We start from the raw sequence: 25425 nt of genomic DNA on the forward strand, positions 1-25425 counted from the left end.
GCACAGGAAGCGCGCTGCCCCACCCGAGGAAGGACGCTTCCCAGAAGACGGGAAGGGTAGACTCCGCTCCTTCGATGCGCCTCCGCTCCCTTGCCCTCGCCCCGTTGCTGTCCTCCGTCCTGTTCATGGGTGGCGCCTGCCGCGATGAACAGGCGGGCCCCGCTCACCGCACGCCCAAGCTGCCCGCGCCCACGACGCTGCGGACGCTCGACGCGGCCCCGGAGGGGCTCACCTTCCGCAGCGGCGCCACGTTCGCCGGAGGCGCCATCGTCTACCTGGGCGCGCGCGTGACGCCGGAGAAGGCCACGCCGGGGCAGCCGGTGCGCATCGCGCACTACTTCCAGGCCGTGCGCCCGCCACCCCAGGGCTTCCACTTCTTCGCGCACGTGGTGGATCCGGAGAGCGGCCAGATGCTGGCCAACGCGGATCACGAGTTCCAGGACGGCGCCGCGCCGCTGGAGACCTGGCCCGTGGGCCGGGTGCTGGAGGACGTGCACACCGTCGCCATGCCCGCCACGCCCGCACGGCTCGTGTTGGGTTTCTGGAAGGACGACGAGCGGCTCGCGGTGGATGATCCGCGCATGCAACTGGGGGGCAACCGGATGCGTGGCCCGCTCCTGGGCGGTGAGCCTCCCGCGCTGCCGGAGTACACCGTCACGCGCGTGAAGAAGGCGCCGGTGGTCGACGGGGCGCTGGACGACGATGCCTGGAAGGGCGCGAAGCCGGTGACGCTCGCGGGCAGCTTCGACGGCCGGCCCGTGCGGCTGCGCACCCAGGCTCGCCTCGTCTACGACGACGCGAACCTGTACGTGGCCTTCGACGTGGAGGACCCGGACATCTGGGGCACCATGCGCAACCGCGACGACTCCATCTACGAGCAGGAGGTCGTGGAGGTGTTCCTCGACGCCAACGCGGACGGGCGCACGTACAACGAGCTGCAGGTGTCGCCCCACAACGTCATCTTCGACGCGTACTTCCCCGCGCGGCGCCAGGGCATGGACCGCTCTTGGGACTCAGGCATGAAGACGGCGGTGAAGGTGCGCGGCACGCTGGACGACGCGTCCGACCGCGACGAGGGCTGGACGGTGGAGATGGCCATCCCGTTCAACCGGCTCGCGGAGGTGCCGCACATTCCGCCCCAGCCCGGTGAGCGCTGGCGCTTCAACCTCTACCGGTTGGAGCACCACGACCGCCGCCAGGTGGAAGGCCAGGCCTTCTCGCCTCTCTTCATCGGCGACTTCCACGCGCTGCCGCGCTTCGGCTGGCTCGTCTTCCAGTAGGCCGGCAGCTCACGCGTGGGGCGAGATGTCCCACGGTGCGTCCGCCACGGAGCGCTCCGCCGGGTCGCCCAGGAAGCGCACGAAGCCCCGGGACTCCAGCGTGTCGACGAGCTCCTCGGCCTCCAGTTCGGAGAACCGGTTGTCCCTCATGTCGAGCAGCATGTCGCGCATGAGGGACTTGCCGCGCAGGTAGCCCACGGGCTCGCCAGGGCCCAGGCGGGCCTTGAGTTGGGCGGTGAGCTGCCGGAGATCCAGGTCGTCGGAGATCATCACCGTTCAAGCTGGGCCTGCCTCCCACTCCCGGCAACGGGGGGCGGCGCGGAATCCACGCGCGGCAGGAAGGACACCAGCCGGACGTCCTCGCCGTCGCTCTCCAGGGTGATGGCCCCGTCCCGGTCGGTGCGCCAGCACTCGGTGCCCAGGGCCCGGTAGCGCGCCTCCACCTCCGGATGGGGGAACCCATAGCGGTTGCGCCGGCCCACGCAGAACACCGCGTGACGCGGCCGCGTGCGCTCCAGGAACGGCGCGGTGGACGACGTGCGCGAGCCATGGTGCGGCACCTTCAATACCGTCACCGGGCCCAGCGCCTCCTCGAGCGCGGCCTCGCCGTCCGCCTCCACGTCGCCCGCCAGCAGCACGGTGACGTCGCCATGGCGCACGCGCAGCACCACGCTCCGGTCGTTCGCGCCCTCCATCAGCTCCCGGTCCACGGGGGGCCCCAGCACCTCCAACGTCGCCTCACCCAGGACGAACGCGGGATGCCCCACCTCCACCTCCTCCACCGTGGCGCCCTTCGCGGCCGAGATGATCCGCCGGGACAGCGGCCCCTCCGCGCTCCCCGCGGACAGCCACAGGCGTTCGGTGGGCACCTGTGCCAGCGTCGACACGAGCCCGAGCGCATGGTCCGGATGCGGATGGGAGAGCACCGCGAGGTCCAGCCTCGACACGCCCTCGGCCTTGAGGAAGGGCAGGACGAACCGCTCCCCGGTATCCGCGCCCTCCGGAACGCCGCCCGCATCCACCAACGCGTGGTGTCCCCGGGAGCGCAGCACCACCGCGTCCCCCTGGCCCACGGAGAGGAAGGTGATCCGCAGCGCGGGCTCCGGAGCGAGCACGGGCAGCAGCAGTGCACCCATCACGGCCCCCGGAACGAGCAGGCCCAGCCAGCGCCAGCGCCCCGAACCCAGCGCCCAGGCGCCCAGCCCCACCGCGTACACGCCGCCAAGCCACGGCCCCAGGCCCGGCACCTCCACCGCCGCGAAGGGCACGGCCGCGAAGCCCCGCGTCAGCACGAGGAGGAGCTCCGACGCCCAGGCGCCCGCCCACAGCACCGGCGTCGCCACGACCGGCGCCACGACGAAGAGGGCCGCGCCGCCCGCCGCGAGCCCGGTGAGCAGTCCACACAGGGGCAGGGCGACGATGTTGGACACGAGCCCCGCCAGGCTCACCCGGCCGAACGCCGCCGCGACCACGGGCAGCCCCACGAGCGTCGCCGCGCCGCTCGCGCACAACGTCTGCGCCACGGTCTCACGCGCCTGGGCGGCCCACCGCTTCAGCAGCCGGGGCTCGGAAGGGGCCGGCCGATCCAGGGGAAGGGCCTCGCGCAGCGCGGGTGACAGCAGCACCAGCCCCAGCACCGCGAGGAACGACAGCCGGAGGGACAGGTCCACGACACTGGAGGGCGTCCAGGCCACAAGCACCAGCGCCGCCAGCGACAGGCCGTTCAGCCCATCCGCGCGCCGCCACAGCGACAGGCCCAGCAGCACCGCCGTGGCCATCACCGCCGAGCGCACCGCGGGCGCCTGGTTCCCCGTGAAGAGCACATAGGCCCAGACGAAGGGCACCGCCGCCGGAGCCGCCCACCGCCGTGCCTCCAGAGTCCGCCAGCGTCCACCCAGCCGCACGAGCCCTCGCCTGAGCAGCGCGAGCGTCATCAGCGCGAGCGCCGCCACGTGCAGCCCGCTGACGCTGAGCACATGCGCGAGCCCCGCCCGTGAGAACGCATCCTCCCAGGAAGCGTCCAGGTCCGCGCGCTGCCCGGCGGCCAGCGTGAGGAACAGCGCCGCCGCGTCCGCCGAGGGCGCGACCCCATGCACCGCCGTCGTCAGCCGCCCGCGCACGTCCTCCAGCGCGAGCCGCCAGGAGGGGGCAGGGGAGAGCGCCAGCACGCGCCCCGGAACGAAGCCGCCCGTGAAGGCCACGCCCTGCCGCCGCCGCGCCGACGAGAAGTCCCGCTCGCCCGGATTCGAAGGAGGCGCATCCGGCAGGAGCCGCGCTTCCACACGCACGCGCTGCCCGGGGTTCAATTCCAGACCATCCCCCCGCCCCGAAAGGCTGACGCGGAATCGAGCTGCCGCCGGAGGCTCGGGAATCAGCCCTGCACGGGCCACCGCGAGCCGCAGTCTCACGGCGCCATCGAAGCGCTCCACGCGCTCCAACTCGCCTTCAAGGACCGCGCTGCCGCCTTCCTTCAAGGAGGGAGGGACGTCGACCCGCGCCTCCAGGGCGGAAAGCCCCGCGCCCGTCAGGGCCATCGCGCCAAGCACCGCGAGGTGTGCTCCAGGCAACGGGCCGAGCGCCATGCCCAAGCCGCCCAGGCAAAGCGCGCAGAGGAGAAATACCCCGGCGAAGCTCTCTGTTCCGGTTGCCCAGAGGGCGCCGAGCAAGAGGCTCAGCGCTGGAAAGAACAACGGACGCGTACCCAGGTCGCGCCACGAATAACGAACCAACACCCACCCCCACCCACCGCCCCGTCCGTCTCGCGGCGCTCACACACCGAGCGACACCGCACACAAAACCGGACACCGTAGTGCGGCTGTCATCGGGTGGTCAAGGCGATTTCGTTGCCCGTGGATGTGGTTTGTGGTAGTAGTGGCGGGCGTGAAGGCCGGGGTCGAAGCTTTCTCCAAGGAGGCAGTTAGTGCAGACCAGCTTCAAGACTGGTGACAAGGCGGTTTATCCGGGCCAGGGCGTCGGTGAGGTGATGGGCATCGAGCACACCGAGGTCGCCGGGCAGCGCCAGTCGTTCTACGTGCTGCGCATCCTGGAGAACGGGATGCGGATCATGATCCCGATCAACAAGGTCGGTTCGGTCGGCCTCCGGGAGATCATCAGCGAAGAGGACGTCAAGCAGGTCTATTCCATCCTCCGCGAGAAGGACATCTCCGTCGACTCCACCACGTGGAACCGCCGGTACCGCGAGTACATGGAGAAGATCAAGACGGGCTCCGTCTTCGAAATCGCTGAGGTGCTCCGCGACCTGTACCTGCTCAAGGGCGACAAGGACCTGTCGTTCGGAGAGCGCAAGATGCTGGACACGGCGCGCTCCCTGCTGATCAAGGAACTGTCGCTGGCCAAGGACTGCTCCGAGGAAGAGGTCGAGTCCGACCTGAAGAAGATCTTCAACCTCGCCTGAGTCCCCGCGTGACGCGCGGCCCCAGGCCGCCGCGTTCGCACCCCTCGCCCCGGGTTCCCTCGATGGAATCCGGGGCGTCGTGTTTCTGGAGCCCGGGCCCCATGGGCCTCCCCGTCAGCGGAGCACGGCACGAACCTGTCCGACAGTCGGACCGGGTTGGCCAGCCAAGGTCTGGCCCCTCTGCCCCAGCTGAGCCGCGGAAACCTGTCCGACAGTCGGACAGCTCATGGAAAAGAGGCTGAGCGCCTCCGCTCAAGCTGGGACGCGGAAACCTGTCCGACAATCGGGCCGGCTTGGATGGACGTGACCAGGAGCCCCTCCCGTAGCTGAGCCGCGGAAACCTGTCCGACAGTCGGACAGGTTTTGGAAAACCGCGCCGGGAGGGGGGGCGCCTCGGCGGGCCCGAAGCCATGCGGATTCAGGGCGCCCGCGCTTCGAGCGCTGCCAGCTGCGTGCTGGCCTCTGCGTTGTCGGCGTCGTACTGAAGGGCCGTGGTGAAGGCCGCGCGGGCGTCCGAGAAGCGCTGGGCGCGGACGGCATCCTGCCCCGTGCGCACGTAGAGCCCGGCGAGCTGGCGGCGGAGGCTGACGCCCTGTCGGCTCCAGCCCTGGGACAGCTCCTGGTCCGCCCGAACGGCGGCGCTGAGTGCATCGAGCGCCCGGGGACGGTCCTGCTGTGCCAGGGCGGTCCGGGCCGCGGATTCAGCGGTCTGGAACCGGGTGAGCTGCTGCACCAGGGGCGTGAGGCTCGCGCGCTTCGCCTGGGCCAACGCCCCGGCCACGTCACCGGATTCGTAGCGAGCGAGGATGTCCGCGCGCTGGCGCTCGTCCGGAGCCCCTGACGGCTCGGTCGAGGGAAGCGCCTTGCGTCCGGACGCGGCAACGACCTGCACCAGACTCGAAGCGCCTGGATGGGGTTCACCTGCCGCGGCGTCCTTCGCCGTTGCCCCGGTGCTCGGAGGCACCTGGCCCGACTGGCTCCTTCGCGCGATGTCCGAAGCGCTGAGGACCTTCGCCGCTCCCAGACTCCCGTGGTTCGAACCCTTTTCGGGCGCTTCCACCTCGACGACGGTGGCCTCCTTCGCGGGCGCTGCCGCCTCGGTCTCCTGGGCCTCCTTTACGGGCACCACCGGAGGTCCAGGGTCCCTGGCGGGCGCACCTTCGGCTGGAGCCCGCGCGGGAGTCCGGTCCCCCATGCGCATGGCCACCACGCTGATCAACGCCGCGGCCGCGGAGCCCACGACCGCCGCGGCCACCGCCACGGCGACCCCATTCAGCCGACGCTTCGCCGTGCGAGGCCGCAGCGGATCCAGCGCCGTCCGGCTCTCCGTCGGCCCGGCCCCGGAACCGCGCAGCCTCAAGGTCGCGTTGCCCAGGCTCAGCTCGTCCCCGGGCTTGATCTCCACCTCGCCCTTGATGCGCAGGCGGTTGACGAACGTACCGTTCTGGCTGCCCAGGTCGCGCACCGTGAAGACATTGCCCCGCCGGGTCAGCTGCGCATGGCGCCGGCTGATGGACGCATGCTGGAGCCGCAGGTCCGACGTGGAGGACCGTCCCAGCGTGATGGAACCCTGTCGCAGCGGCACGAGCTGCCCGGCGCCCGGCCCCCGCTCCACGTAGACGAACGCGGGCGTCAGGCCCGGATCCGAGTACTCCTTCGCCCAGTCATACCGGGGCGTCAGCTCCCGGTCGGACCGGCTGCGCTCGCCCGGCCCCCGCCGCTTCACCTTCCGGGGGCCCGCCGGATACTGGGGCACGCGCTGCGGGCGCGGATCATCCGCCTGCAGGGGTGCCACCTCGTCGTCGTCGAACGGGAGCTCCTCCGACGGGTCATCCGACGACGCCTGCTGCCCTGGAGGGCGGGGAGGGCGCGGCGGACGCTTCGGATTCGGCGGAGCCATGCGGCGATTCTCCCTATCCGACGCTTCCAACGCCAAGTGCTGGCCTGTGTGGGACCCGGGATCCTAGAGTGTGTATCGCGTTGCGCAAGTGCCGCGCCCACCCTGTTCCCAAAGGAGGACCCTCCACCGTGGCCCCCCCATCCATCCGGCTCTTCAACACGATGTCCATGCAGAAGGAGCCGCTGGAGCCGCTCGTGCCCGGCGAAGTGAAGGTCTACGTCTGTGGGCCCACGGTCTACAGCTACATTCATATCGGGAACGCGCGCACCTTCACGTCGTTCGACGTGGTGGTCCGCTATCTGCGCTACCGGGGCTTCAAGGTGACGTACGTGCGCAACTACACGGACGTCGACGACAAGATCATCAAGGCCGCGCACGAGACGGGCGAGGCGCCCGTGGACCTGGCCTCGCGCTTCGTGGAGGCCTTCCGCGAGGACGCCCGCGCGCTGCACCTGCGCGAACCGGACGTGTCCCCGCGCGTGAGCGAGACCATCCCGGAGATCGTCGCCATCATCCAGACGCTCGTGGACAAGGGCTTCGCCTACGAGGCCAAGGGCGACGTGTACTTCGCCGTCGACAAGGACGACGACTACGCGAAGCTGTCCAAGCGCAACCTGGACGACCTGTGCCAGGGCGAGCGCGTGCATCCCGGCGACCTCAAGCGCCAGCCGCTGGACTTCGCGCTGTGGAAGGCGGCGAAGCCCGGTGAGCCGTCGTGGGACAGCCCCTGGGGCAAGGGCCGTCCGGGCTGGCACATCGAGTGCTCCGCGATGAGCGAGAAGTTCCTGGGCCGCACGTTCGACATCCACGGCGGGGCGTTGGACCTCATCTTCCCCCACCACGAGAACGAGATCGCCCAGAGCGAGTCCGCCACCGGCCAGACGATGGCGAAGTACTGGATGCACTGCGGCTTCCTGGACCTGGAAGGCGCGAAGATGTCCAAGTCGCTGGGCAACGTGGTGCGCCTGCGCGACGCGCTCGCCAAGGTGGACGCGGAGGCCCTGCGCTTCTTCTTCCTCTCCACGCACTACCGCCACCCGCTCAACTTCGGGGAGAAGGCGCTCCAGGACGCGGAAGGGCGCATGGAGTACTTCTACGAAACGCTGCGCAAGGTGGACGAGCGCGTGGTGGGCAAGGACTTCGGCAAGGGCCCGCTGCACGGCGACCCGGCGCGCTTCCTCACGGAGTTCGAGTCCGCCATGGACGACGACTTCAACACCGCGAGCGCGCTGGGCGCGCTGTCCGGGCTCTTCGGCTTCATGAACGAGCTCACCGACAAGCCGCCCGTGAAGGACAAGCCGCTGGTGGGCCGCACGCTCCAGGCGCTGCGCGAGCAGGTGCGTGAGACGTCCCGCGTCCTGGGCCTCTTCGAGGACGACCCGGGCGCGTGGCTGCTGCGCCGCCGTGAGCGCGCGGTCCGTGAGCGCGGCATCGACGTGGCGGAGGTGGAGCGGCTGCTCGCCGAGCGGACCGCCGCGCGCGCCGCGAAGGACTTCGCCAAGGCGGATGAGGTGCGCGGGGCCCTCAAGGTCCTGGGCGTGGACATCATGGACACGCCTGCCGGCACCTCCTGGAAGGTGGCGGCACCGGCCTCCTGAAAACCCGCTGGGGGGCGCCCGTGCGGCCATGCTACGCACTCAGGCCCATGAGGCTCCTCCCAGCGCTGTTCGTCTCGCTGTGCTCGGCGTCCGTTCTCGCGGCGGGCACGCCCACCGTCACGCCGCAGGAGAAGACGGCCGAACAGGCCATCACCGCGGACCTCCTGCGCGCGCACGTGCGCTTTCTCGCGAGCGACCTTTTGGAAGGCCGAGGCCCCGGCACGCGCGGCGACGCGCTGGCGCAGGAGTACATCGCCACGCAATTCGAAGGTCTGGGCCTCAAGCCGGGCGCGGAGGATGGCAGCTACCTCCAGCGCTTCGACCTGATGGGCATCCACAGCCGCCCCGGCACCATGACCTTCCAGGCGAAGGCGGGCCGCGTGGAGCTCCAGCCTCGTGAGGACTTCATCGCCGTGTCCGGCGTGCAGGCGCCGGAGGCGAAGCTGGACGCTTCCGAGCTGGTGTTCGTGGGCTACGGCATCGTCGCGCCGGAGTACCAGTGGGACGACTTCAAGGGCGCGGACCTGAAGGGCAAGACGCTGGTCATCCTCAACAATGATCCGGAGGACGACCCGCGCCTCTTCGGAGGCAAGGCGCGCCTCTGGTACGGCCGCTGGGACTACAAATACGAGCAGGCGGCGAAGACGGGCGCGGCGGGCGCCATCATCATCCACACCACGCCCAGCGCGGGCTACCCGTGGCAGGTGGTGCGCACGTCGTGGACCGGCGAGCAGTTCGAGCTGCCCGCGGGCGACGCGCCCCGCCTCCAGGTGAAGGCGTGGACGACCGAGGACGCCACGAAGCAGGTGATGAAGCTCGCGGGGCAGGACCTGGACGCGCTGCGCGCCGCCGCCCAGAAGCGCGACTTCCACCCGGTGCCGCTGGGCGTGACGCTGTCCCTGCGCCTCTCCAACGAGGTGCGCCGCCGGCCCACCGCGAACGTGCTGGGCCTGCTGCCCGGCAGCGACCCCACGCTGGCGAAGGAAGTGGTGCTCTACAGCGCGCACCATGATCACCTGGGCAAGAAGGACGATGGCAAGCCCGGCGAGGACGTCATCTACAACGGCGCGCTGGACAACGCGGCCGGCGTGGCCTCGATGTTGTCCGTGGCCCGCGCCTTCACCGCGCTGCCCACGCCTCCGCGCCGCTCCATCCTCTTCGCCGCGGTGGCAGCGGAGGAGTACGGCCTCCTGGGCTCCGCGTACCTCGCGGCGCATCCGCCGGTGCCCCCGGGCCGCATCGCCGCGAACATCAACGTGGACGGCGGCAACGTGCTGGGCCGCACGCGCGACATCACCGTCATCGGCCTGGGCAAGTCCTCGCTGGACACCTTCGTCACCGCGATGGCGAAGACGCAGGGCCGCACGGTGAAGGCGGATCAGCTCTCCGACCGCGGGTTCTTCTACCGCTCGGATCAATTCAACTTCGCGCGGCAGGGCATTCCCGCCGCCTACTTCGGCAGCGGCATGGACTTCATCGGCCGGCCGGAGGGCTGGGGCAAGCAGCAGCGCGGCCAGTGGGAGGCGAAGCACTACCACCAGCCCTCCGACGAGGTCCGCCCGGAGTGGGACCTGTCCGGCGCAGTGGAGGACACCCGGCTGTTCTTCCTGGTGGGCGCCCAGGTGGCGAAGGCCCCGGAGATGCCCGTGTGGAACAAGGGGGACGAGTTCGAGGCCGCTCGCCTGAAGTCCCTGGAGGCACTGAAGTCCCCGGCCGCGAGGTAGGCGGGCGCCCCGTCCTTTGTCGGACGGACGTGCACGAAGGTTCAGTACACAGGCAGCGGGGATGTTAGATCTGTCCTCTATGCCGGACTTCGAACTCGTCAGTGAGCACAAGCCGCAGGGCGACCAGCCAAGGGCCATCGGGGAGCTGACCGAGGGCCTGCTTCGCGGCGACCGCTACCAGACCCTCCTGGGCGTCACCGGCTCGGGCAAGACGTTCACGATGGCGAACCTCATCGCCAACGTGAAGCGCCCCGCGCTGGTCATCGCGCACAACAAGACGCTGGCGGCGCAGCTGTACGGCGAGTTCAAGGCGCTCTTCCCGAGCAACGCCGTCGAGTACTTCGTCTCGTACTACGACTACTACCAGCCCGAGGCCTACGTCCCGTCGACGGACACCTTCATCGAGAAGGACTCGTCCATCAACGACAACATCGAACGGATGCGCCACTCGGCGACGCACAGCCTGCGCACCCGCAACGACGTCATCATCGTAGCCAGCGTGTCCTGCATCTACGGCCTGGGCGCCGCGCGCAGCTACGTGGACCTGGCCATCCGCGCCGCCGTGGGCGAGGACATGGGCCGCGACGGCTTCATGCGCAAGCTGGTGGAAGCCCAGTACGAGCGCAACGACCTGGACTTCCACCGAGGCACCTTCCGCGCCCGCGGCGACACCGTGGAGGTGTTCCCCGCCTACGAGGAAGAGCGCGCCGTGCGCGTCAGCTTCTTCGGCGACGAGGTGGAGCGCATCACCGAGTTCGACCCGCTGCGCGGCCAGACGCTGGGCCAGCTGGAGAAGATCGTCATCTTCCCCGCCAGCCACTACGTCGCCGGAGCCGACGCGCGCCAGAACGCCATGCGCACCATCCGCGAGGAGCTGTCCGAACAGCTCCAGAAGTTCAAGGCGGAGGGCAAGCTGCTGGAGGCGCAGCGGCTGGAGCAGCGCACCATGTTCGACCTGGAGATGATCGAACAGGTCGGCTACTGCAACGGCATCGAGAACTACTCGCGCCACTTCACCGGGCGCGCGCCGGGTGAATCGGCCCCGTGCCTCATCGACTACTTCCCGCGCGACCTGCTGGTCCTCATCGACGAGAGCCACCAGACGGTGTCCCAGATTGGCGCCATGTACCGCGGCGACCGCGCCCGCAAGGAGACGCTGGTCAACTTCGGCTTCCGCATGCCCAGCGCCCTGGACAACCGGCCGCTGAAGTTCGTGGAGTTCGAGGAGATGGTCCCCCAGGCCGTCTTTGTCTCCGCGACCCCCGCCGAGTACGAGCTGCAGAAGTCCAAGGGCGTGGTGGTGGAGCAGATCATCCGCCCCACCGGCCTCACCGACCCGGAGGTGGAGACGCGCCCCGCGGGCAACCAGGTGGACGACCTGCTGGAAGAGGTCCGCGTGCGCGTGTCGCGCAACGAGCGCGTGCTGGTGACCACGCTCACCAAGCGCATGGCGGAGGACCTCACCGAGTACTACAGCGACGTGGGCGTGAAGGTCCGTTACCTGCACTCGGACATCGACGCCATTCAGCGCATGGCCATCATCCGCGACCTGCGCCGGGGCGAGTTCGACGTGCTCGTGGGCATCAACCTCCTGCGTGAAGGCCTGGACATCCCGGAGGTGTCGCTCGTGGCCATCCTGGACGCGGACAAGGAAGGCTTCCTGCGCAGCCACGTGTCGCTCATCCAGACCATTGGCCGCGCGGCGCGCAACGTGAACGGGCGCGTCATCATGTATTCGGATCAGATGACCGACTCCATGAAGCGCGCCATCGAGGAAACGACGCGCCGCCGCGACATCCAGCGCGCGTACAACCTGGAGCACGGCATCACTCCGCGGTCGGTGAAGAGCAACATCACCGACTTCACGGAGAACATCCCGGACTACGACGCGGGCGCGGGCGCGCTGCCCATGGCGGCGGAAGGGGAGAACGACCTCCTGGAGCCAAAGGAGATCAAGCGCCTCATCGCGGAGTTCAGCGCCGACATGCTCAAGGCCGCGGACGAGATGCAATTCGAGAAGGCCGCCGAGTTCCGCGACCGCGTCCAACTGCTCAAGGACATGGACCTGGGGCTCAAGCCGGCCTCGCGTTCGCTCTTGCGCGCGCCGCCCAAGGCGGTGGACCAGCCCGGCACCACGCCGAAGAAGGGGCGGGGACGCGGCCGTCCCTCCTCGTCGGGTGGCGGTTCTTCTGGCGCGTCTGGGGCGTCCAAGCCCGCGGCCCGTTCGCGGTCACGCAAGAACTAGCGAGGCCCCCATGGACATCCGGCTGCAGGAGAAGCTGGACGCGCTGCCCACCGAGCCCGGCGTGTACCTGATGAAGGACAAGCGCGGGACCATCATCTACGTGGGCAAGGCCATCAACCTGCGCAGCCGCGTGCGCAGCTACTTCAACCGCTCCGGAGACACCCGCGTCTTCGTGTCCCTGCTGGACACGATGCTGGGCGACCTGGAGACGGTGCTCGTCCACAACGAGAAGGAGGCGCTCCTTCTTGAAAACGAGCTGATCAAGAAGCACAAGCCGCGCTTCAACGTCCTGCTCAAGGACGACAAGCAGTTCATCTCCCTGCGTCTGGACCGCACCCAGTCGTTCCCCCGGCTGGAGGTGGTGCGCAAGTACGAGAAGGACGGCGCGCGCTACTTCGGCCCGTACTCCAGCGCGGGCGCCATCCGCGAAACGCTGCGGCTCATCAACCGCTTCTTCCGCCTGCGCACCTGCACGGACCACGTGCTCGCCAACCGCAAGCGGCCGTGCCTGCTGTACCAAATCGGACGGTGCCCGGCCCCCTGCGTCCATCCGGTTCCCCCGGAGGAGTACCGCAAGAGCGTGGACGAGGTGGCCATGTTCCTGGAGGGCAAGGCGGGGCAGCTCATCGAAGGACTGCGCGCGCGGATGAAGCGCGCGTCCATGGAGCTGAAGTTCGAGGAGGCCGCGCGGGTGCGCGACCAGTTGCTCGCCATCGAGCGCAGCCTGGAGCGCCAGAAGGTGGCCACCACGGACTTCAAGGACCAGGACGTGTTCGCCCTGTTCCGCGAGGGCGACCGCATCCTGTTCTACGTGCTGCACGTGCGGCAGGGCCGGCTCAACGGCGGCCAGGCCTTCCCCTTCGGCAGCCAGGAGTTCCCGGACGACGAGCTGCTCGCCTCGTTCGTGAACCTCTACTACGACCAGGGTGGCTTCGTGCCCGAGGAGGTCCTGCTGCCCCTGGAGCCCGGCGACGGCACTGACGGCCTGGAGGCCCTGCTCACGGAGCGCAAGGGCGAGCGCGTGCGTGTCTTCGTCCCCAAGCGCGGGGAGAAGCATGAGCTGGTGAACATGGCGGTGAAGAACGCGGAGCAGGCGTTCGTGGAGAGAAAGCGCACCAAGGACGAAACCGACACGGTCCTGTCACGGCTCCAGTCCAAGCTGGGCCTGCGCAACTTCCCGCGCCGCATGGAGTGCTTCGACATCTCCCACTTCCAGAGCTCCTCCATCGTGGCGTCACAGGTGGCCGTGACGGATGGGGAGACGGACAAGTCGCGCTACCGCAAATACAAGATCAAATCGGTGGAGAAGCAGGACGACTTCGCCAGCATGTACGAGGTCATCACCCGCCGGCTCAAGCGCGGCCTGGAGGATGGGGACCTGCCGGATCTGCTCGTCATCGACGGTGGCAAGGGTCAGCTCGCCAGCGCGCACGCGGCCATGAAGGACCTGGGCGTGGAGGGCGTGGACGTGGTGGGCCTGGCCAAGAGCCGCGATCAGGAGGTCTTCGACCGCGATGCGGAGAGCGCGAAGAGCCCCGAGCGCGTCTTCGTCCTGGGTCGCAAGGATCCCATCGTCCTGCCGCAGAATTCAGCGGAAATGTTCATGCTCACGCGCATGCGGGACGAAGCGCACCGCTTCGCCATCACCTTCCAGGGCAAATCCATGCGCAAGAGTTCCTTGCGTTCCGCGCTGGAGGACATTCCCGGCGTGGGAGAGGGCCGGCGGAAGATGTTGCTGCGCCACTTCGGTTCTCTCAAGCGGGTGGGCGAGGCCAGCATCGAGGAGCTGACCGAGGTCGTAGGCCCGGCGATGGCCGAGCGCGTCCACGCGGGTCTGCATGGCGACCCCGAGGACGACACCGAGGACCCCGTGCGCGAGGCGTCCCTGGATGACGCCTCCGAACCCGTGCACGAAAAAGCGGATGGAGGGTCGCCACCCGGTGCGGCATGATTAAGTTCCGCTTCGGACGCCGGGGGGACTGGCCGCTGGAACCCGCGACGTTCCTAGGGTTTTTCATTGCGACCATGCTCGGCGCTGATTTATAGCGGTTGAAGATCCGAGCACGTTTGAAGAGGACGAGGGACCGACATGAGGCTGTATCCGAAGGTGATCCCGATCATCTCGCGCGAGGCCATTCAGCAGCTCATGCAGGACGGGGACATCGAGGTGGAGCCGATGCGCGTGGCCGACGCCGAGATGGATCTCTCCGCCATCATGCGCGAGTACCTCGCCAACGAAGAGCGTGTGAACCAGGCGACGCGCGAGGCCCTGGAGCGTCGGGGATATGACTACTCCAAGTTCAACCAGGTGAAGCGCGAGATGGCGGACGTGCGCGGCTTCAAGATGGGGGACGAGGGCATCGAGTACGTCATCAACCAGATGATTGAGTTCCTCCTCATCAGCCGGAACGTCGAGGAGGTCTACTCCCCCGACAACGTGCTGCGTCAGAAGATGTTCCAGGGCATGAAGAAGCACCTGGACGTCGACGACGAGATCGACCGGGAGGCCCGCTCGCGGCTGAAGCACCTGCAGGAAGGCACGAGCGCCTTCGACATCGAGTACAACAAGACCGTCGAGCAGATCCGCCGCGCCCGCGGTCTGATTTAGTCCCGGGGCGTGCCACGGCCCGCTCCGCTGCCTACCTTCAAGTTCAAGGGAGGCAGCGTCGATGGCGGGTCCAATCACGAGCATCTTGCTGTCCGGTGTCCTGGCGGCGGCGCCAGGGGGCGATGGGGTCACGTTCGAGGGCCGGGAGGCCAGCGCGAGGACCGAGCAGCCGGACGGTTACTTCTTCCAGGGTACGCTTCCATTCGGTGACCTGACCGAGCGCGGCACGGGGCGGGCGTCGCTCTCCGTGCAGGACCGGGTTGGGGTGGCGAACGCGACCTTCGGCGACAAGGCACAGCTCTCCACGAGCCTGCGCGTGGGTGGCACCGAGTACCGCGTGGAGCTGACGCAAGCGGGCTTCCCGCCCGTTCAGGCGATGTCGCGGGCGCCCGCCGGGCCGCTCCCTCCACCGCCGCCGCATCTCATCGAGGGTGGGGTGCTGATGGGCACGCCCATCTACGGTGAGACAGGCATTGGCTGGCGCGCCACGACGCGTGCGCACGCGGCGGTGGCCGTCTGGGGCATTGGCAGCGTGTGGCGCAACGGGATGCTGCTGACGGACTCCGCGCTGGTGCACGCGGCGGCGTTGGACGCGGGCACGTACTCGGATGACGACACGAAGCGGCTGTTGCGCGAAGCGCGGCCGGGGGACACGGAGCTGGTGGTGGTGGTGTGGAACCTGCCGCCGCAGGCGGAGCCGCGCGGGTTCATCCAGTTCCTCTTCGACAACGTGTCCATCGACGTGGAGGGGACGCGGGTGCCGTCGCTGGCGGTGGTGCCTACGACGGGTGAGTTGCCCTCGGCGCTGGGGACGCTGACGCCGGTGTTGCCCACGGCGTTCCCGGCGGCGGTGGCACCCATGCCCGCGCCGCACTTCGCGCAGGGCACGGGAGGCAGCGGCACGGCGGGGACGCCGAGCGTCGCGACCACGACGGGCCCGACTCCCACCGTGGTGACCCCGGGGAGTGGCACGGTGGGGACGACGGTCAACCCGCCTTCGGCGCCCGGCCTGCCTTCGGCGGCGCCTTCGACGTTCAGCGGTTCGTTCGTGCCCTCGGCGCCGACCAATCCGCCCCCGGTGGTGTCGGGCGTGTCGCCGGGCTCCTCGGCCACGGTGGGGCAGGGGACGTTCGCCACGCCGCCGACGGTGGCGGGCGTGTCCGTGGGGGGCTTCACCGCGCCGCAGGTGTCCGCCCCGGACTTCAACAACTTCGTGGGCACCACCCAGGTGAGCCCGGGCATTCTCGCCACGGTGCCGCCGCTGTCGCAGTCCGCCGGCACACCGGCGCCGCCACTCGTGGGCACGCCCGCGCCGCTCAACACCGGCACGCCCGCGCCGCTCGTGGGGACGCCAGCGCCACTCAATGCCTCGCCGAGCATTCCGTTGCCGGCCACCCCGGCCCCGGCCAACGCCGCGCCCGCCGCGGCTCCGGCCCCGGCCCCGGCCCCGGCTGGCGGTGCCGCGGGGCCCGCGCGCTGAGGGAGCTCCGCGACGCCGCCGCTACCCTGACTGCGATGGGGGGCGGCGCCAGGACCTCCGAAGCGGTCCAAACCTGTCCGACAGTCGGACAGGTTCGCGAGGCGCGCCGCTGACGGGGCGGCCCTTCGCACCGGCGGGCAGGGGGTGGGAAAATTGACCGGCCGCTACGGACCTGTAGCGTCCTGAGCATGCCCCCTCTCGTCGCAGCCCTCGCCACCCCCGCGATGTTGCGCCGTACCGACCCCGTCCGCGGGGCCGTGGAGCGTCTGGCCCGGACGCTGCCTGCTCGCGAGGACTCCACCGTCCTCCTGGACTTCGTGGAGGACGACCTCCGTGAAGGCCTGGATGCCCTGGGCGACGTGCAGGCGCACTTCCACGATCTGCTCCTGGCCCTCCACCGCGAGACGCTCACGCCGGTCGCACTGATGAACGCGGGTGAGAACCTGCACGTGCTCCAGCGCCTGGAGGACCTGCACGAAGTGGTGACGCAGCTGCGCCGCCGCCTGTCGCAGGCCGCCGGGATGATCCGCAACGGCTGAAAGCCGGGCGCTACAGCGACCGGAGGAAGCGCACCAGCGCGTCCCGGTCGCTCGCGGACAGGTCGCGGAACCCCTCCCGCGCCCGCTCCGCCTCACCGCCGTGCCACAGCACGGCCTCTTCCAGCGTCCGGGCCCGCCCGTCGGTTGGGGGACGGCTGCGCGAACGCCCGCGACGTGCGGTCGTCGAGGGTCGTGTCGCCCCCCGCACAGGCGAAGCGGCCCACGGACAGCTCCACGTTCCGGCCCAGCTTCTTCGTCAGGTACAGCGCTTCGACCAGCCCCGCCTCCAGCACCAGGCGCGTCGTGTCGAACACGAGCCGCGAGTCCTTCTGCGAGCCATTGGACCGGTTCTGGTTCAGGTCAGTCTCAATTCGTGGTCAATGAAAAGCCCGCGCTCCCAGTGGGAGGCGGGCCCGGGGCGGGGGCTCAACCCCGTGTCACCACTTGAGATCTTCCTTGCCCTGCGCCTCCATGGGCTTTTCGCCGGGCCGCTTCACGCCGGACAGCGTCAGACGCACCGCGCCCAGGTCGATGGCGCCCACGGCGGCCAGCGGGAGGCGGCGGTCGTCGTCGGTAATCCAGACGTGCACGTCGCGCGTCTGCGACGGCCGGTCCAGGCGCACGGCGGTGCCGGCCAGGTGCCAGGCGTCGAACTCGCCCAGGGGCAGCGACACGTGCTCGCGCTCCACCACGGTGGCCGTCATGCGCCACATGCGGCGGATGCCGTACACGTCGAAGCACACCGGCAGGTCCTTCTTCAGGGGCAGCTGGCGGATGAGGTAGATGGCGCCCGCGACGTCCAGGCCGTCCTTGTCGAAGGCGTAGTCGTAGTGGCCCTTGGGTCGGTCACCAATCTGGTAGTCCACCTTGACGCTCTTGTCCTGCGCGCCGAAGTCCACGTTCACCTTGCGGCGCTGCTCGTTTTCCACGGCCTCCTCGGTGTAGCGCGAGGGGCGCAGCGTCTTGGGGTGCAGGTAGCTGGTCGCGCTGCCTCGCACCCGGCGCACCTTGGAGAACAGCGTGTTCGTCTGCGCCTCCACCAGCACCGGCAGCGAGCCGTTGGCGGGGCGCTGCACGCGCATGGTGAGCTTGCCCGCCTTCGCGCCCATGGCGTCCATGTCGAACTCGAGCAGCTCCCCCGGCTTGAAGGCCAGCGGCGAGCGCAACACGGGCAGGCCCTGCTCGCACGGCTTCACCGAGACGACGGGCTCGTTGGGGGCCGGGGTGGCGGACGCGTCGCCGGTGTTCTCCGCGGTCGCCGCGGGCTTCTCCGGGTCGGCGGAGTCCGCCGGCGCCGGGAGCGTGGGCGGACGCAGGATGTTCAACGGACGGGGCAGGGCCTCCTGGGCCTGACCCGGGATGGCGCCAAGGGCGCTGAAGGCGAGGCAGGCCGCGACGAGGGTGCGCATGGGTTTCATTCTGCTTCCTCCCAGGGGGGAGTGACTACGGGGTTCCCCCGGAAGTCCGACGTCCGGAGCGCTTCGCTTGTTCAGCCGATTGACGCTTCACGATGCGCTCGGTCACTTCCTTGCGCACCGCTTCCCACTCCGCCGGGTCCCGCGAGATTTCGTACCCGGACTTCGCCAGCCGCTTCGCCGCCGCCTTCGCGAAGGCGCCGTCGCCCAGCGACGTGAGCAGGCGCAGGTATTCGTAGTCCTCCAGGCCGTCACGGATGTGTTTCAGCCGCAGGGACACCACGGGTTGGTGCTGCGTGCCTCCCAGCTTCGCGGGCGTGCCCGGGTAGAAGAGGGTGCCGTCGCCGTTGCCTCCGAACTCGAAGAGGTCCGCCCAGACATCCTTCTTCGTGTTGTAGGCGAAGACGGTGTCGAAATAGAGCTCGCCGTCCACGCCGCTTTCGAAGGCCAGCGGGCCCATGGCGCGGTTGAGCGGGGCGGGGTGGTCCACCATGTACGAGGCCCAGTCGCTGTACGCCTGGTCCAGCGCCTTGTCCGGCGGCGGGCCGCCCGTGCAGCCGTGGGACATACAGCTCTGGTACCACCACACCTTCGCGCGCGACGGCAGCCGCGTGCGCGCGGTCGCGGCGTTGGCCACGTGGTGGCACGTCTGTGGGCCCTCGCGCGGGTAGAAGCAGTTGATGATGGGCGTGAGGATGTCCACGGAGCCCAGGAGCGCCGGGTTCAACGCAGTGGTGACCAGCACCGGGATGTCCGCCCCCGCGTCGCGCACGCGCTTGGACTGCGCCTTCACCAGCGGGAAGTCCGCGGGCTTGGGTTCGTCCTTGGCGTAGAAGAAGAGCTGCGCCTTCCAGCCCTTGTCCTGGAAGTGCTTCTGGAACGCGCGGTAGTACGCGGACTTCTCCGCGTCCGTGGAGGCCTTGCGGTTGTCACGCACGTCCACCGTGGTGAAGCGCGCGCCGGAGGGCAGCACGCTGCCGTCCAGGAAGGGCGCCATCTCCGCGTCGTACGCGGTCCAGTCCAGCACCGCGCGGCCGTCCTGGAACTTCGCGGGCGGCGGGTCCATGCCCATTCCGTGCGCGCTCACGCGGTGCTCCAGCAGCGTCTTGCCGTACTCGCGCAGGAGCGCCTTCGCGTCTGGCGACTCCGCCGGGATGCCGTGCCCCTTCGCGATGCTGTACAGCGAGATGCCGAAGCTGTTGGGCAGCGACGACGTCGCGGGGAGCGCGAAGGGCTGCACCTCCACGCGGAAGGGAACGGCCGGCAGCTCCTTCCCATCCACCGCCGCGCTCAGGCTCCCCGTATAGGTGCCCGGGGCCTGCTTCGCCGGAACGCAGACCTCCACGTAGACGACCGTGGGATGTCTGGGATTGGCGGGCGCGGACAGGGGCACCAGCGCGTCGGGCCACGGGCCCATCTTGCCCTCGCCGTTGGAGGGCGTCTTCACGTCCAGGTAGGCCTCGCGCCACGCGTCCACGGTGAGCGGCGCGCCCGGCCCCTTGAGGGCCAGCGGCTTCATCGTCACGCGCGTCACGCCCTGGGGGAGCACCAGCTGCGTGCCCTCGCATTCACCCCGGGCCGCGCTGAGGCGGGCCTCCTTCGCGCCCTTCGGCGTCGCGTCCGGCCGCACCTTCACCAGCGGCGACACCACCTGCACACCGCCCGGCGCGGCGGAAAGCGCCGCCGCCACTGCCCATGCCCAACCCACGCCCATGCCCCCTGCCTTCCCCTGGTTGGCGGACGACGCTTTTCAGTCGCCCGAGTTGTCCGCCCGGGCCACCGCCGCCACCACGCGGCCCGGTTTGTAGTCCGTGAGCTCCGCCACGACGGTGCCCAGCGCGAAGTCCGCTTCGATGCGCACCGGCACGTGATGCGCATCCGCGCTGAGGTACGCCACCATGTCGCGCTTGGATTCCAGCTTGCCGCCGAAGTCGGTGTGCACGCGCACGCGGAAGGTGTCCCGAGCACCCGCGGGCGTCGTCACCGTCTCGCGGCCCTCCACCGTGGCGCTCATGGTGAACTGCTTGCTGCCGGTGAACACCGGATATGAATAGGAGCGGCCCACCACCAGCTCCTGGCCGCGCAGCGCGAACGTCGCGCCCGCCACGTCCATGGTGCCCTCGGGCAGCGTGTGCTCGGACTCGCGCGGCGCGTCGCTCTCCTTCTGCTTGATGACCTTCGCGCCCGCTCCGTCCGCCGACATCTGGATGCGCTGGCGGCGGCGCTTGCGGTTCTCCTCCGAGTGCAGATCGCTTCCCGTCACCCGCTGGGCACCCGCATCCCAGTACGACACGAAGCGGCTCTTGATGGGGTAGACGCCCACCAGGTCGTCGGACTTCGCCATGGACACGATGGGCCACACGCTCTGGCCCCACTGCGTCATGGGCGCGCCCACCGTCACCGTCGCCGTGCCGGCCGTCAGCCCCAGGTAACGCACCCGGTACTGGGCCTGCTCACCCGGGCCGAACGCCGCGCCGGTGGGCTGCTGGGCATGCGCCAGCGTGGACCCCATGAGTCCCACCACCGCCGCCGTGAACCCCCACCTGGACAGACTGCGCATCGGGTGTGCTCCCTTGCTTGCAAGTTAGGTGGCCGGCCCGCCCAAGCCAACCGTGCCCCTCAACCGCCCCAGCCACCGGACATTTCCAGGACGGACGGCCGTGGGACAGCATTCAAAGCCGTCCGGCCGCCCTCCGGACGCGCCTGTGAAAGACTGACAGGGGACGGAAATGGCGGCCCGCAGGGGTACACGCCCGCAAGGGGCGCTGACAAATGGCGGACAGTCCGGCGCGCCCGCCTGGATGCCCAGCAGGCCACCCCCGGACGCCGCGCCCGGTGCTAGCGTCCGGGCCCATGGCCAACGACTTCCAGTTCGACGACGACGACTTCGCCAAGGAGTCGGGCGCCGGCGGCAGCCGCGTGTTGAAGGAGTTCGACTGTCCCGGCTGCAACGCCAACAACCCCGTGGACGAGACGTTCACCGACGGGGACGAGGTGCGCTGCAACTACTGCGGTTGTGAGTACAAGGCGCTCGTCAACCAGGAGGGGCGGGTGCGGTTCCGGGAGCTGTGAGCGGACCTCAGGCGCGCTCGCCGAAGATGGCGGTGCCCACGCGCACGGCGGTGGCGCCCTCCAGGATGGCCTGCTCGAAGTCGTGCGTGGTGCCCATGGACAGGGCCGTCAGCGCATGCGCCCGCGCCAGCTCGCGCAGCCGGGCGAAGCCCTCGCGCATCCGCGCCACGTCATCCGTGGGCGGCGGCAGCGCCATCAGCCCCACCACCTGGAGGTTCGGCAGCTCGCGCACCTGCGACAGGAAGCCGCCCAGCGCGTCCGGGGTGAGGCCGTGCTTGGTGTCCTCGCCGCCCAGGTTGAGCTCCACATAGCAGGGGAGGGGAGGGCTGCCCGCTCGCCGCTTGGACAGCTCCGTGGCGACGTCCAGCCGCTCCAGCGCATGGAAGGCGTGCGCGACGCGGGCCACGTACTTCACCTTGTTCGTCTGCAGTGAGCCGATGGCGTGCCAGCGCAGGCCGTCCAGGTCCTTGAGCTCCTCGGCCTTGTCCCGCAGCTCCTGGGCGTAGTTCTCCCCGAAGTCGCGCTGCCCCGCGGCATACGCTTCGCGGATGAGCGCCGCGGGCTTGAGCTTGGACACGGCCACCAGCGTCACCGACGACTCCGGCCGTCCCGCGCTCGCGCAGGCCTTCGCCACGCGCTCGCGCACCCGCGCCAGGTTGTCCGCCACGCTCATCGCTGACCTTCCGTCCAGGGCAGCGGCATGCCCACGCGCTTCAGCAACGCCAGCGTCTCTCCCAGGGGCAGGCCCACGACGTTGGAGTGACTGCCCTCGATGCCATGCACCAGGAAGCCGCCCTTGCCCTGGATGGCGTAGGCGCCCGCCTTGTCCAGGGGCTCGCCGGTGTCCGCGTACCAGGCAATCTCATCCGTCGAGAGCGTGCGAAAGGTCACCTGCGTGCGCACCACCTGGGCGTCCCGGGCGCGGCCCGCCACCGCGATGCCGGTGAAGACCTCATGGATCCGGCCGGACAGCCGGGCGATCATCTGCCGCGCCTCCGCCGCGTCCCGGGGCTTGCCGAGCAGCTCCGACCCCAGGGCCACGGTGGTGTCCGCGGCCAGCACCCATGCGTCCGGGTGTCGGGTGGCGACCGTGCGGGCCTTCTCCACGGCCAGCCGGAGCACGTAGTCCGACGCAATTTCTCCGGCCATCGGCGTTTCATCGATATCCGCCGCCGCCACGGTGAAGCGAAGGCCCAACTGGGCCAATAAATCCTTGCGCCGGGGCGATGCGGAGGCGAGAACGAAGCGTTCGGTTGGATCCATGGGCGGGTGCGGGATGTTTCGCGCTCGCGGGCCTTAGCAGACTTGCGCTCCAGAGGGCACCTCGATGAACCCCGCGGACCTCCTGTCGGCCATGAAGCGGACAGTGGAGCAACTGGCCGCCTACAACGAGATGGCCAAGGCGCTGACCTCCACGCTGGAGCTGCGCGAAGTGCTCGCGCTGGTGATGCAGAAGGTCAGTGCGCTGCTCAAGCCGCGCAACTGGTCGCTCATCCTCCAGGACGAGCGCAGCGGAAAGCTCTACTTCGAAATCGCCGTGGGGGAGGGCGCGGAAGCGCTCAAGGGCCTCCAGCTCAACCCGGGGGAAGGCATCGCCGGGGCGGTGTTCTCCTCCGGCGTCGCGCGGCTCGTCCACGACGTGGCCGGCGACTCCAGCTTCGCGCCCCGCTTCGATGAGGCCTCCGCCTTCCACACCCGCTCGCTGCTCGCCGTGCCCCTGGTGGCGCGTGAGCGCGTGCTGGGTGTGATTGAGCTGGTCAACGGGCCCACCGAGCCCGGCTTCACGCATGACGACCTCACCGCCCTGTCCGCCATCGCGGACTACGCGGCCATCGCCATCGAGAACGCTCGCAACTTCCGCCGCGTCCAGGAGCTCACCATCACGGACGAGCACACCGGCTGCTTCAACGCGCGGCACCTGCGCGCGCAGCTGGAGCAGGAGGTGAAGCGCTCGGCGCGCTTCCGCCACCCGCTGTCGCTCGTGTTCCTGGACCTGGACCACTTCAAGTCCATCAACGACCGGCACGGGCACCTGGTGGGCAGCGCCACGCTCAAGGAGGTGGGGGACCTGCTCATCAGCCTGGGCCGCCACAACCTGGACGCCGTCTTCCGCTACGGCGGCGACGAGTTCGCGGTGATGTTGATTGAGACGGACACGGAAGGGGCGAAGGTCATCGCCCAGCGCATCTGCGAGGCGTTCCGCGCCCAGCGCTTCCTGCGCGAGCAGGGGCTGGACGTGGCGCTCACCGCGAGCGTCGGGGTGGCTTCCTTCCCGGGGCACGCCACCACTGCCACGGACCTCATCCGCGCGGCGGACTTCGCCATGTACGCGGCCAAGGGCCGGGGCCGGGACCGCATCGCGGTCGCCGAGGCCCCTTCGGCGGAGGGGACCCCGCTGGAGGTCCCCTACGCCCGCTCCGGCGGGTGACTACCCCGCGGCGCCCAACACCGAGTCGATGGCCTCGTTGTTGGTGACGACATTGCCGCTCTTCTTCAGCGACTTGAGGAAGGACTCCGTCAGCTCAATCTGCTTGGCCTGACGGGCCTGGGTGCGCAGCTCCTCCTTGCGCTTGTCGAAGCCCGCGGTGTCCGGCTTCTCGCGCTCCACCACCTGCGCGACGATGTTCGCCTCGCCCACGGTGAAGACCTCGCCCAGCACCACCGGGCCGTTGGCCTCGAAGGTGGCCTTCACCAGGCCCGGCGCCGGACCCAGGTGCGGCACGGAGTCACCCTGCGCGGTGAAGCTGTCCGTCTCCACGGCCTCCGGCCTGGTCTCCGCCTCGAAGCGCAGCAGCGCGGGCTGCTGGCCGGCGGGGACCGGGAACTGCTCCTTCAGGGACTTGCCGGCCTTCGCCGCGGCCAGCGCCTTCTCGGCCTCCGCCTTCGCCAGCCCCTTTGCCTGCTCCTGCTTGTAGAGGCTGGTGGCGATCTCGCCCTTCACGTCGTCCAGCTTCTTGGCCTGGGCTTCCTTCTTCTCCTCCACCTTCACCAGGTGCACGCCCAGCGCGGACTCCACCGGCTGCGTCACTTCCCCGGCCTTCAGCGCGAACGCCGCGTCGGCCAGCGCCGGGTCCCACGTGGTGCGCTCCACCCAGCCCAGCTCGCCGCCCTTCATCTTGGTGGCGGTGTCGTCGCTGTTCTCCTTGGCCAGCGTGGCGAAGTCCTTGCCGCCGTCCAGCTCCTTGCGCAGGCCTTCCGCCTTCGCCTTCGCCTGGGCCTTCTGCTCGGGCGTCGCGTCCGGGGCCACCTTCACCAGGATCTGACGGGCGCGGATCCGCTCCGGCACGTTGTAGACGAAGCTGTTCGCCGCGTAATAGTCGGCGATCTCCTTCTCGTGCGTCTTCTGGAACTCCGCGAGCTTCGCGGGCGTGGGCGCGGGGACCTTGTCCGCGTACATCGTGGGCAGGAAGCGGGCGAACACCAGCTTCGCCTGGTTGCCTTCCTTCTCGTAGCGGGCGCGCACCTCGTCGTCCGACACCACGGCACCCGTACGCACCACGTCCAGCATCTTCTGGGCGGCCATCTGGCGGCGCAGCTCCTGCTCGTACTCCTGCGGCGTGCGGCGGTAGAAGTCGCGCAGCACCTGCTGGTAGCGGGCGAAGTCGAACGCGCCTTCCTTGGTGTGGAAGTCGGTGTTCTCGTGGATGAGCTTGCGCAGCTCCTCATCCGACGGGGTGATGCCGTGGCGCTCCGCGGACTGGGCGAGCAGCTCCGCGTTCACCAGCCGGTCGAGCACCTGCTTGTCCAGGCCGAACTGGCGGGCCATCGACTCCGGGATGGGGTTGCCCTGCGAGCGCAGGAAGTTCATCTGCCGCGACCAGGCCATGCTGAAGTCGCGTACAGGAATCTCCTTGCCGTTCACCGTGGCCACCGCGCTGGCGGTGGGCGCCTGGCTGCCCGTGTCAGCGAACCCGTTGCTGCCAGGGCCGAACTGGAGCGTGAACACCACGGCGATGCCGATGATGAACAGGAGGGAGAAGACCTTCCGGGGATTCAAACCGTCCATTGTGGTCACTTCACGGTCGGAAGCGCCCGCGATTCACCTTGCGGAAGGTCTCGCGGCGCCGTGTTGTTGGTAGCCCGGCCGGTGGGGATGCATGAGTGTCAACACCCCCTCATCCGGGCCTTGACTGCCTAGGACAACAGACC

21 protein-coding genes and 1 pseudogene are annotated in these 25425 nt (G+C 69.6%); 11 read left to right on the forward strand and 11 right to left on the reverse strand.

The window, feature by feature from the left end:
• Positions 1–74 precede the first annotated feature (74 nt).
• A complete protein-coding gene (locus tag D7X30_RS30210) occupies positions 75–1280 on the forward strand; it encodes a carbohydrate-binding family 9-like protein (RefSeq protein WP_120566441.1) in 1206 nt (401 codons plus the stop codon).
• 9 nt (positions 1281–1289) lie between these two features.
• On the opposite strand, the gene D7X30_RS30215 is transcribed toward D7X30_RS30210, so the two are convergent.
• The gene (locus tag D7X30_RS30215; protein ID WP_120566442.1) at positions 1290–1550 is read right to left on the reverse strand and encodes a hypothetical protein; all 261 of its coding nucleotides are present in this window, start codon (positions 1548–1550) and stop codon (positions 1290–1292) included.
• Positions 1550–3862: a DNA internalization-related competence protein ComEC/Rec2 gene (locus D7X30_RS30220; RefSeq protein WP_233591873.1), complete on the reverse strand. Its 2313-nt coding sequence runs from the start codon at positions 3860–3862 to the stop codon at positions 1550–1552. The genes D7X30_RS30215 and D7X30_RS30220 overlap by 1 nt, the downstream gene beginning before the upstream one ends.
• A gap of 338 nt (positions 3863–4200) precedes the next feature.
• On the opposite strand from D7X30_RS30220, the gene D7X30_RS30225 reads away from it, so the two are divergent.
• Positions 4201–4695, forward strand: a complete 495-nt coding sequence (locus tag D7X30_RS30225) for a CarD family transcriptional regulator (RefSeq protein WP_014398206.1) — start codon at positions 4201–4203, stop codon at positions 4693–4695.
• 418 nt (positions 4696–5113) lie between these two features.
• On the opposite strand, the gene D7X30_RS30230 is transcribed toward D7X30_RS30225, so the two are convergent.
• A complete protein-coding gene (locus D7X30_RS30230; RefSeq protein WP_120566444.1) occupies positions 5114–6595 on the reverse strand; it encodes an FHA domain-containing protein in 1482 nt (493 codons plus the stop codon).
• Positions 6596–6723: 128 nt separating this feature from the next.
• Here D7X30_RS30230 and cysS point away from each other — a divergent pair, with 128 nt between their 5' ends.
• The 7 genes from cysS (at position 6724) to D7X30_RS30265 (ending at position 16789) form a co-directional block, all read left to right on the forward strand.
• Positions 6724–8193: a cysteine--tRNA ligase gene (gene cysS / locus D7X30_RS30235; RefSeq protein WP_120566445.1), complete on the forward strand. Its 1470-nt coding sequence runs from the start codon at positions 6724–6726 to the stop codon at positions 8191–8193.
• Between the two features lie 47 nt (positions 8194–8240).
• The gene (locus D7X30_RS30240) at positions 8241–9917 is read left to right on the forward strand and encodes a M28 family metallopeptidase (protein WP_120566446.1); all 1677 of its coding nucleotides are present in this window, start codon (positions 8241–8243) and stop codon (positions 9915–9917) included.
• Positions 9918–9996: 79 nt separating this feature from the next.
• The gene (uvrB, locus tag D7X30_RS30245) at positions 9997–12162 is read left to right on the forward strand and encodes an excinuclease ABC subunit UvrB (RefSeq protein ID WP_199724586.1); all 2166 of its coding nucleotides are present in this window, start codon (positions 9997–9999) and stop codon (positions 12160–12162) included.
• A 10-nt stretch (positions 12163–12172) separates the two neighbouring features.
• Positions 12173–14113 (forward strand): excinuclease ABC subunit UvrC, encoded by a 1941-nt coding sequence (gene uvrC, locus D7X30_RS30250; RefSeq protein ID WP_120566448.1) that lies wholly within the window; start codon positions 12173–12175, stop codon positions 14111–14113.
• Positions 14114–14251: 138 nt separating this feature from the next.
• Complete coding sequence (locus D7X30_RS30255) at positions 14252–14770, forward strand: DUF507 family protein (RefSeq protein WP_014398200.1); 519 nt, start codon at positions 14252–14254, stop codon at positions 14768–14770.
• 61 nt (positions 14771–14831) lie between these two features.
• A complete protein-coding gene (locus D7X30_RS30260; RefSeq protein ID WP_120566449.1) occupies positions 14832–16250 on the forward strand; it encodes a hypothetical protein in 1419 nt (472 codons plus the stop codon).
• A 188-nt stretch (positions 16251–16438) separates the two neighbouring features.
• Entirely contained in the window at positions 16439–16789 is a 351-nt protein-coding gene (locus D7X30_RS30265; protein WP_120566450.1) for a hypothetical protein, read from the forward strand.
• Positions 16790–16799: 10 nt separating this feature from the next.
• On the opposite strand, the pseudogene D7X30_RS30270 reads toward D7X30_RS30265, so the two are convergent.
• The 5 genes and pseudogenes from D7X30_RS30270 to D7X30_RS30285 form a co-directional block, all read right to left on the reverse strand.
• Positions 16800–16931, reverse strand: a pseudogene (locus D7X30_RS30270) (di-heme oxidoredictase family protein); the annotation flags it as partial.
• Positions 16882–17103 carry a hypothetical protein gene (locus tag D7X30_RS43175; RefSeq protein WP_233591886.1) on the reverse strand — a complete coding sequence of 74 codons (222 nt, stop codon included), beginning with the start codon at positions 17101–17103 and terminating at the stop codon, positions 16882–16884. The gene D7X30_RS43175 and the pseudogene D7X30_RS30270, both read right to left, overlap by 50 nt.
• A gap of 123 nt (positions 17104–17226) precedes the next feature.
• Positions 17227–18207 carry a DUF3108 domain-containing protein gene (locus tag D7X30_RS30275; RefSeq protein WP_120566452.1) on the reverse strand — a complete coding sequence of 327 codons (981 nt, stop codon included), beginning with the start codon at positions 18205–18207 and terminating at the stop codon, positions 17227–17229.
• 25 nt (positions 18208–18232) lie between these two features.
• On the reverse strand, positions 18233–19918 hold the full coding sequence (locus tag D7X30_RS30280) for a DUF4091 domain-containing protein (RefSeq protein WP_120566453.1): 1686 nt from the start codon (positions 19916–19918) through the stop codon (positions 18233–18235).
• 36 nt (positions 19919–19954) lie between these two features.
• Positions 19955–20764, reverse strand: coding sequence for a DUF3108 domain-containing protein (locus D7X30_RS30285; protein WP_120566454.1), 810 nt, complete (start codon positions 20762–20764; stop codon positions 19955–19957).
• A gap of 293 nt (positions 20765–21057) precedes the next feature.
• Here D7X30_RS30285 and D7X30_RS30290 point away from each other — a divergent pair, with 293 nt between their 5' ends.
• Positions 21058–21276, forward strand: a complete 219-nt coding sequence (locus tag D7X30_RS30290; protein ID WP_120566455.1) for a hypothetical protein — start codon at positions 21058–21060, stop codon at positions 21274–21276.
• A 7-nt stretch (positions 21277–21283) separates the two neighbouring features.
• Here the strand turns inward: D7X30_RS30290 and D7X30_RS30295 are convergent, their stop codons facing one another.
• Complete coding sequence (locus D7X30_RS30295) at positions 21284–21949, reverse strand: YggS family pyridoxal phosphate-dependent enzyme (RefSeq protein ID WP_120566456.1); 666 nt, start codon at positions 21947–21949, stop codon at positions 21284–21286.
• Positions 21946–22539 (reverse strand): nucleoside triphosphate pyrophosphatase, encoded by a 594-nt coding sequence (locus tag D7X30_RS30300; protein WP_120566457.1) that lies wholly within the window; start codon positions 22537–22539, stop codon positions 21946–21948. Before D7X30_RS30300 ends, D7X30_RS30295 begins: the two co-directional genes overlap by 4 nt.
• A 64-nt stretch (positions 22540–22603) precedes the next feature.
• On the opposite strand from D7X30_RS30300, the gene D7X30_RS30305 reads away from it, so the two are divergent.
• On the forward strand, positions 22604–23704 hold the full coding sequence (locus tag D7X30_RS30305; protein ID WP_120566458.1) for a sensor domain-containing diguanylate cyclase: 1101 nt from the start codon (positions 22604–22606) through the stop codon (positions 23702–23704).
• Here D7X30_RS30305 and D7X30_RS30310 read toward each other — a convergent pair whose 3' ends face one another.
• Complete coding sequence (locus D7X30_RS30310) at positions 23705–25282, reverse strand: SurA N-terminal domain-containing protein (RefSeq protein WP_120566459.1); 1578 nt, start codon at positions 25280–25282, stop codon at positions 23705–23707.
• Between the last annotated feature and the right edge of the window lie 143 nt (positions 25283–25425).

The organism is Corallococcus sp. AB011P, from assembly GCF_003611605.1.
GTDB lineage: Bacteria > Myxococcota > Myxococcia > Myxococcales > Myxococcaceae > Corallococcus > Corallococcus coralloides.

Coding starts and splice junctions, on each gene's coding strand:
- D7X30_RS30295 (WP_120566456.1), bottom strand. CDS start 21,949: ATGAGCGTGGCGGACAACCTGGCGCGGGTGCGCGAGCGCGTGGCGAAG.
- D7X30_RS30260 (WP_120566449.1), top strand. CDS start 14,832: ATGGCGGGTCCAATCACGAGCATCTTGCTGTCCGGTGTCCTGGCGGCG.
- uvrB (WP_199724586.1), top strand. CDS start 9,997: ATGCCGGACTTCGAACTCGTCAGTGAGCACAAGCCGCAGGGCGACCAG.
- D7X30_RS30300 (WP_120566457.1), bottom strand. CDS start 22,539: ATGGATCCAACCGAACGCTTCGTTCTCGCCTCCGCATCGCCCCGGCGC.
- D7X30_RS30275 (WP_120566452.1), bottom strand. CDS start 18,207: ATGAAACCCATGCGCACCCTCGTCGCGGCCTGCCTCGCCTTCAGCGCC.
- uvrC (WP_120566448.1), top strand. CDS start 12,173: ATGGACATCCGGCTGCAGGAGAAGCTGGACGCGCTGCCCACCGAGCCC.
- D7X30_RS30215 (WP_120566442.1), bottom strand. CDS start 1,550: ATGATCTCCGACGACCTGGATCTCCGGCAGCTCACCGCCCAACTCAAG.
- D7X30_RS30210 (WP_120566441.1), top strand. CDS start 75: ATGCGCCTCCGCTCCCTTGCCCTCGCCCCGTTGCTGTCCTCCGTCCTG.
- D7X30_RS30255 (WP_014398200.1), top strand. CDS start 14,252: ATGAGGCTGTATCCGAAGGTGATCCCGATCATCTCGCGCGAGGCCATT.
- D7X30_RS30265 (WP_120566450.1), top strand. CDS start 16,439: ATGCCCCCTCTCGTCGCAGCCCTCGCCACCCCCGCGATGTTGCGCCGT.
- D7X30_RS30230 (WP_120566444.1), bottom strand. CDS start 6,595: ATGGCTCCGCCGAATCCGAAGCGTCCGCCGCGCCCTCCCCGCCCTCCA.
- D7X30_RS30310 (WP_120566459.1), bottom strand. CDS start 25,282: ATGGACGGTTTGAATCCCCGGAAGGTCTTCTCCCTCCTGTTCATCATC.
- D7X30_RS30290 (WP_120566455.1), top strand. CDS start 21,058: ATGGCCAACGACTTCCAGTTCGACGACGACGACTTCGCCAAGGAGTCG.
- D7X30_RS30285 (WP_120566454.1), bottom strand. CDS start 20,764: ATGCGCAGTCTGTCCAGGTGGGGGTTCACGGCGGCGGTGGTGGGACTC.
- D7X30_RS30305 (WP_120566458.1), top strand. CDS start 22,604: ATGAACCCCGCGGACCTCCTGTCGGCCATGAAGCGGACAGTGGAGCAA.
- D7X30_RS30280 (WP_120566453.1), bottom strand. CDS start 19,918: ATGGGCGTGGGTTGGGCATGGGCAGTGGCGGCGGCGCTTTCCGCCGCG.
- D7X30_RS30220 (WP_233591873.1), bottom strand. CDS start 3,862: ATGGCGCTCGGCCCGTTGCCTGGAGCACACCTCGCGGTGCTTGGCGCG.
- D7X30_RS30240 (WP_120566446.1), top strand. CDS start 8,241: ATGAGGCTCCTCCCAGCGCTGTTCGTCTCGCTGTGCTCGGCGTCCGTT.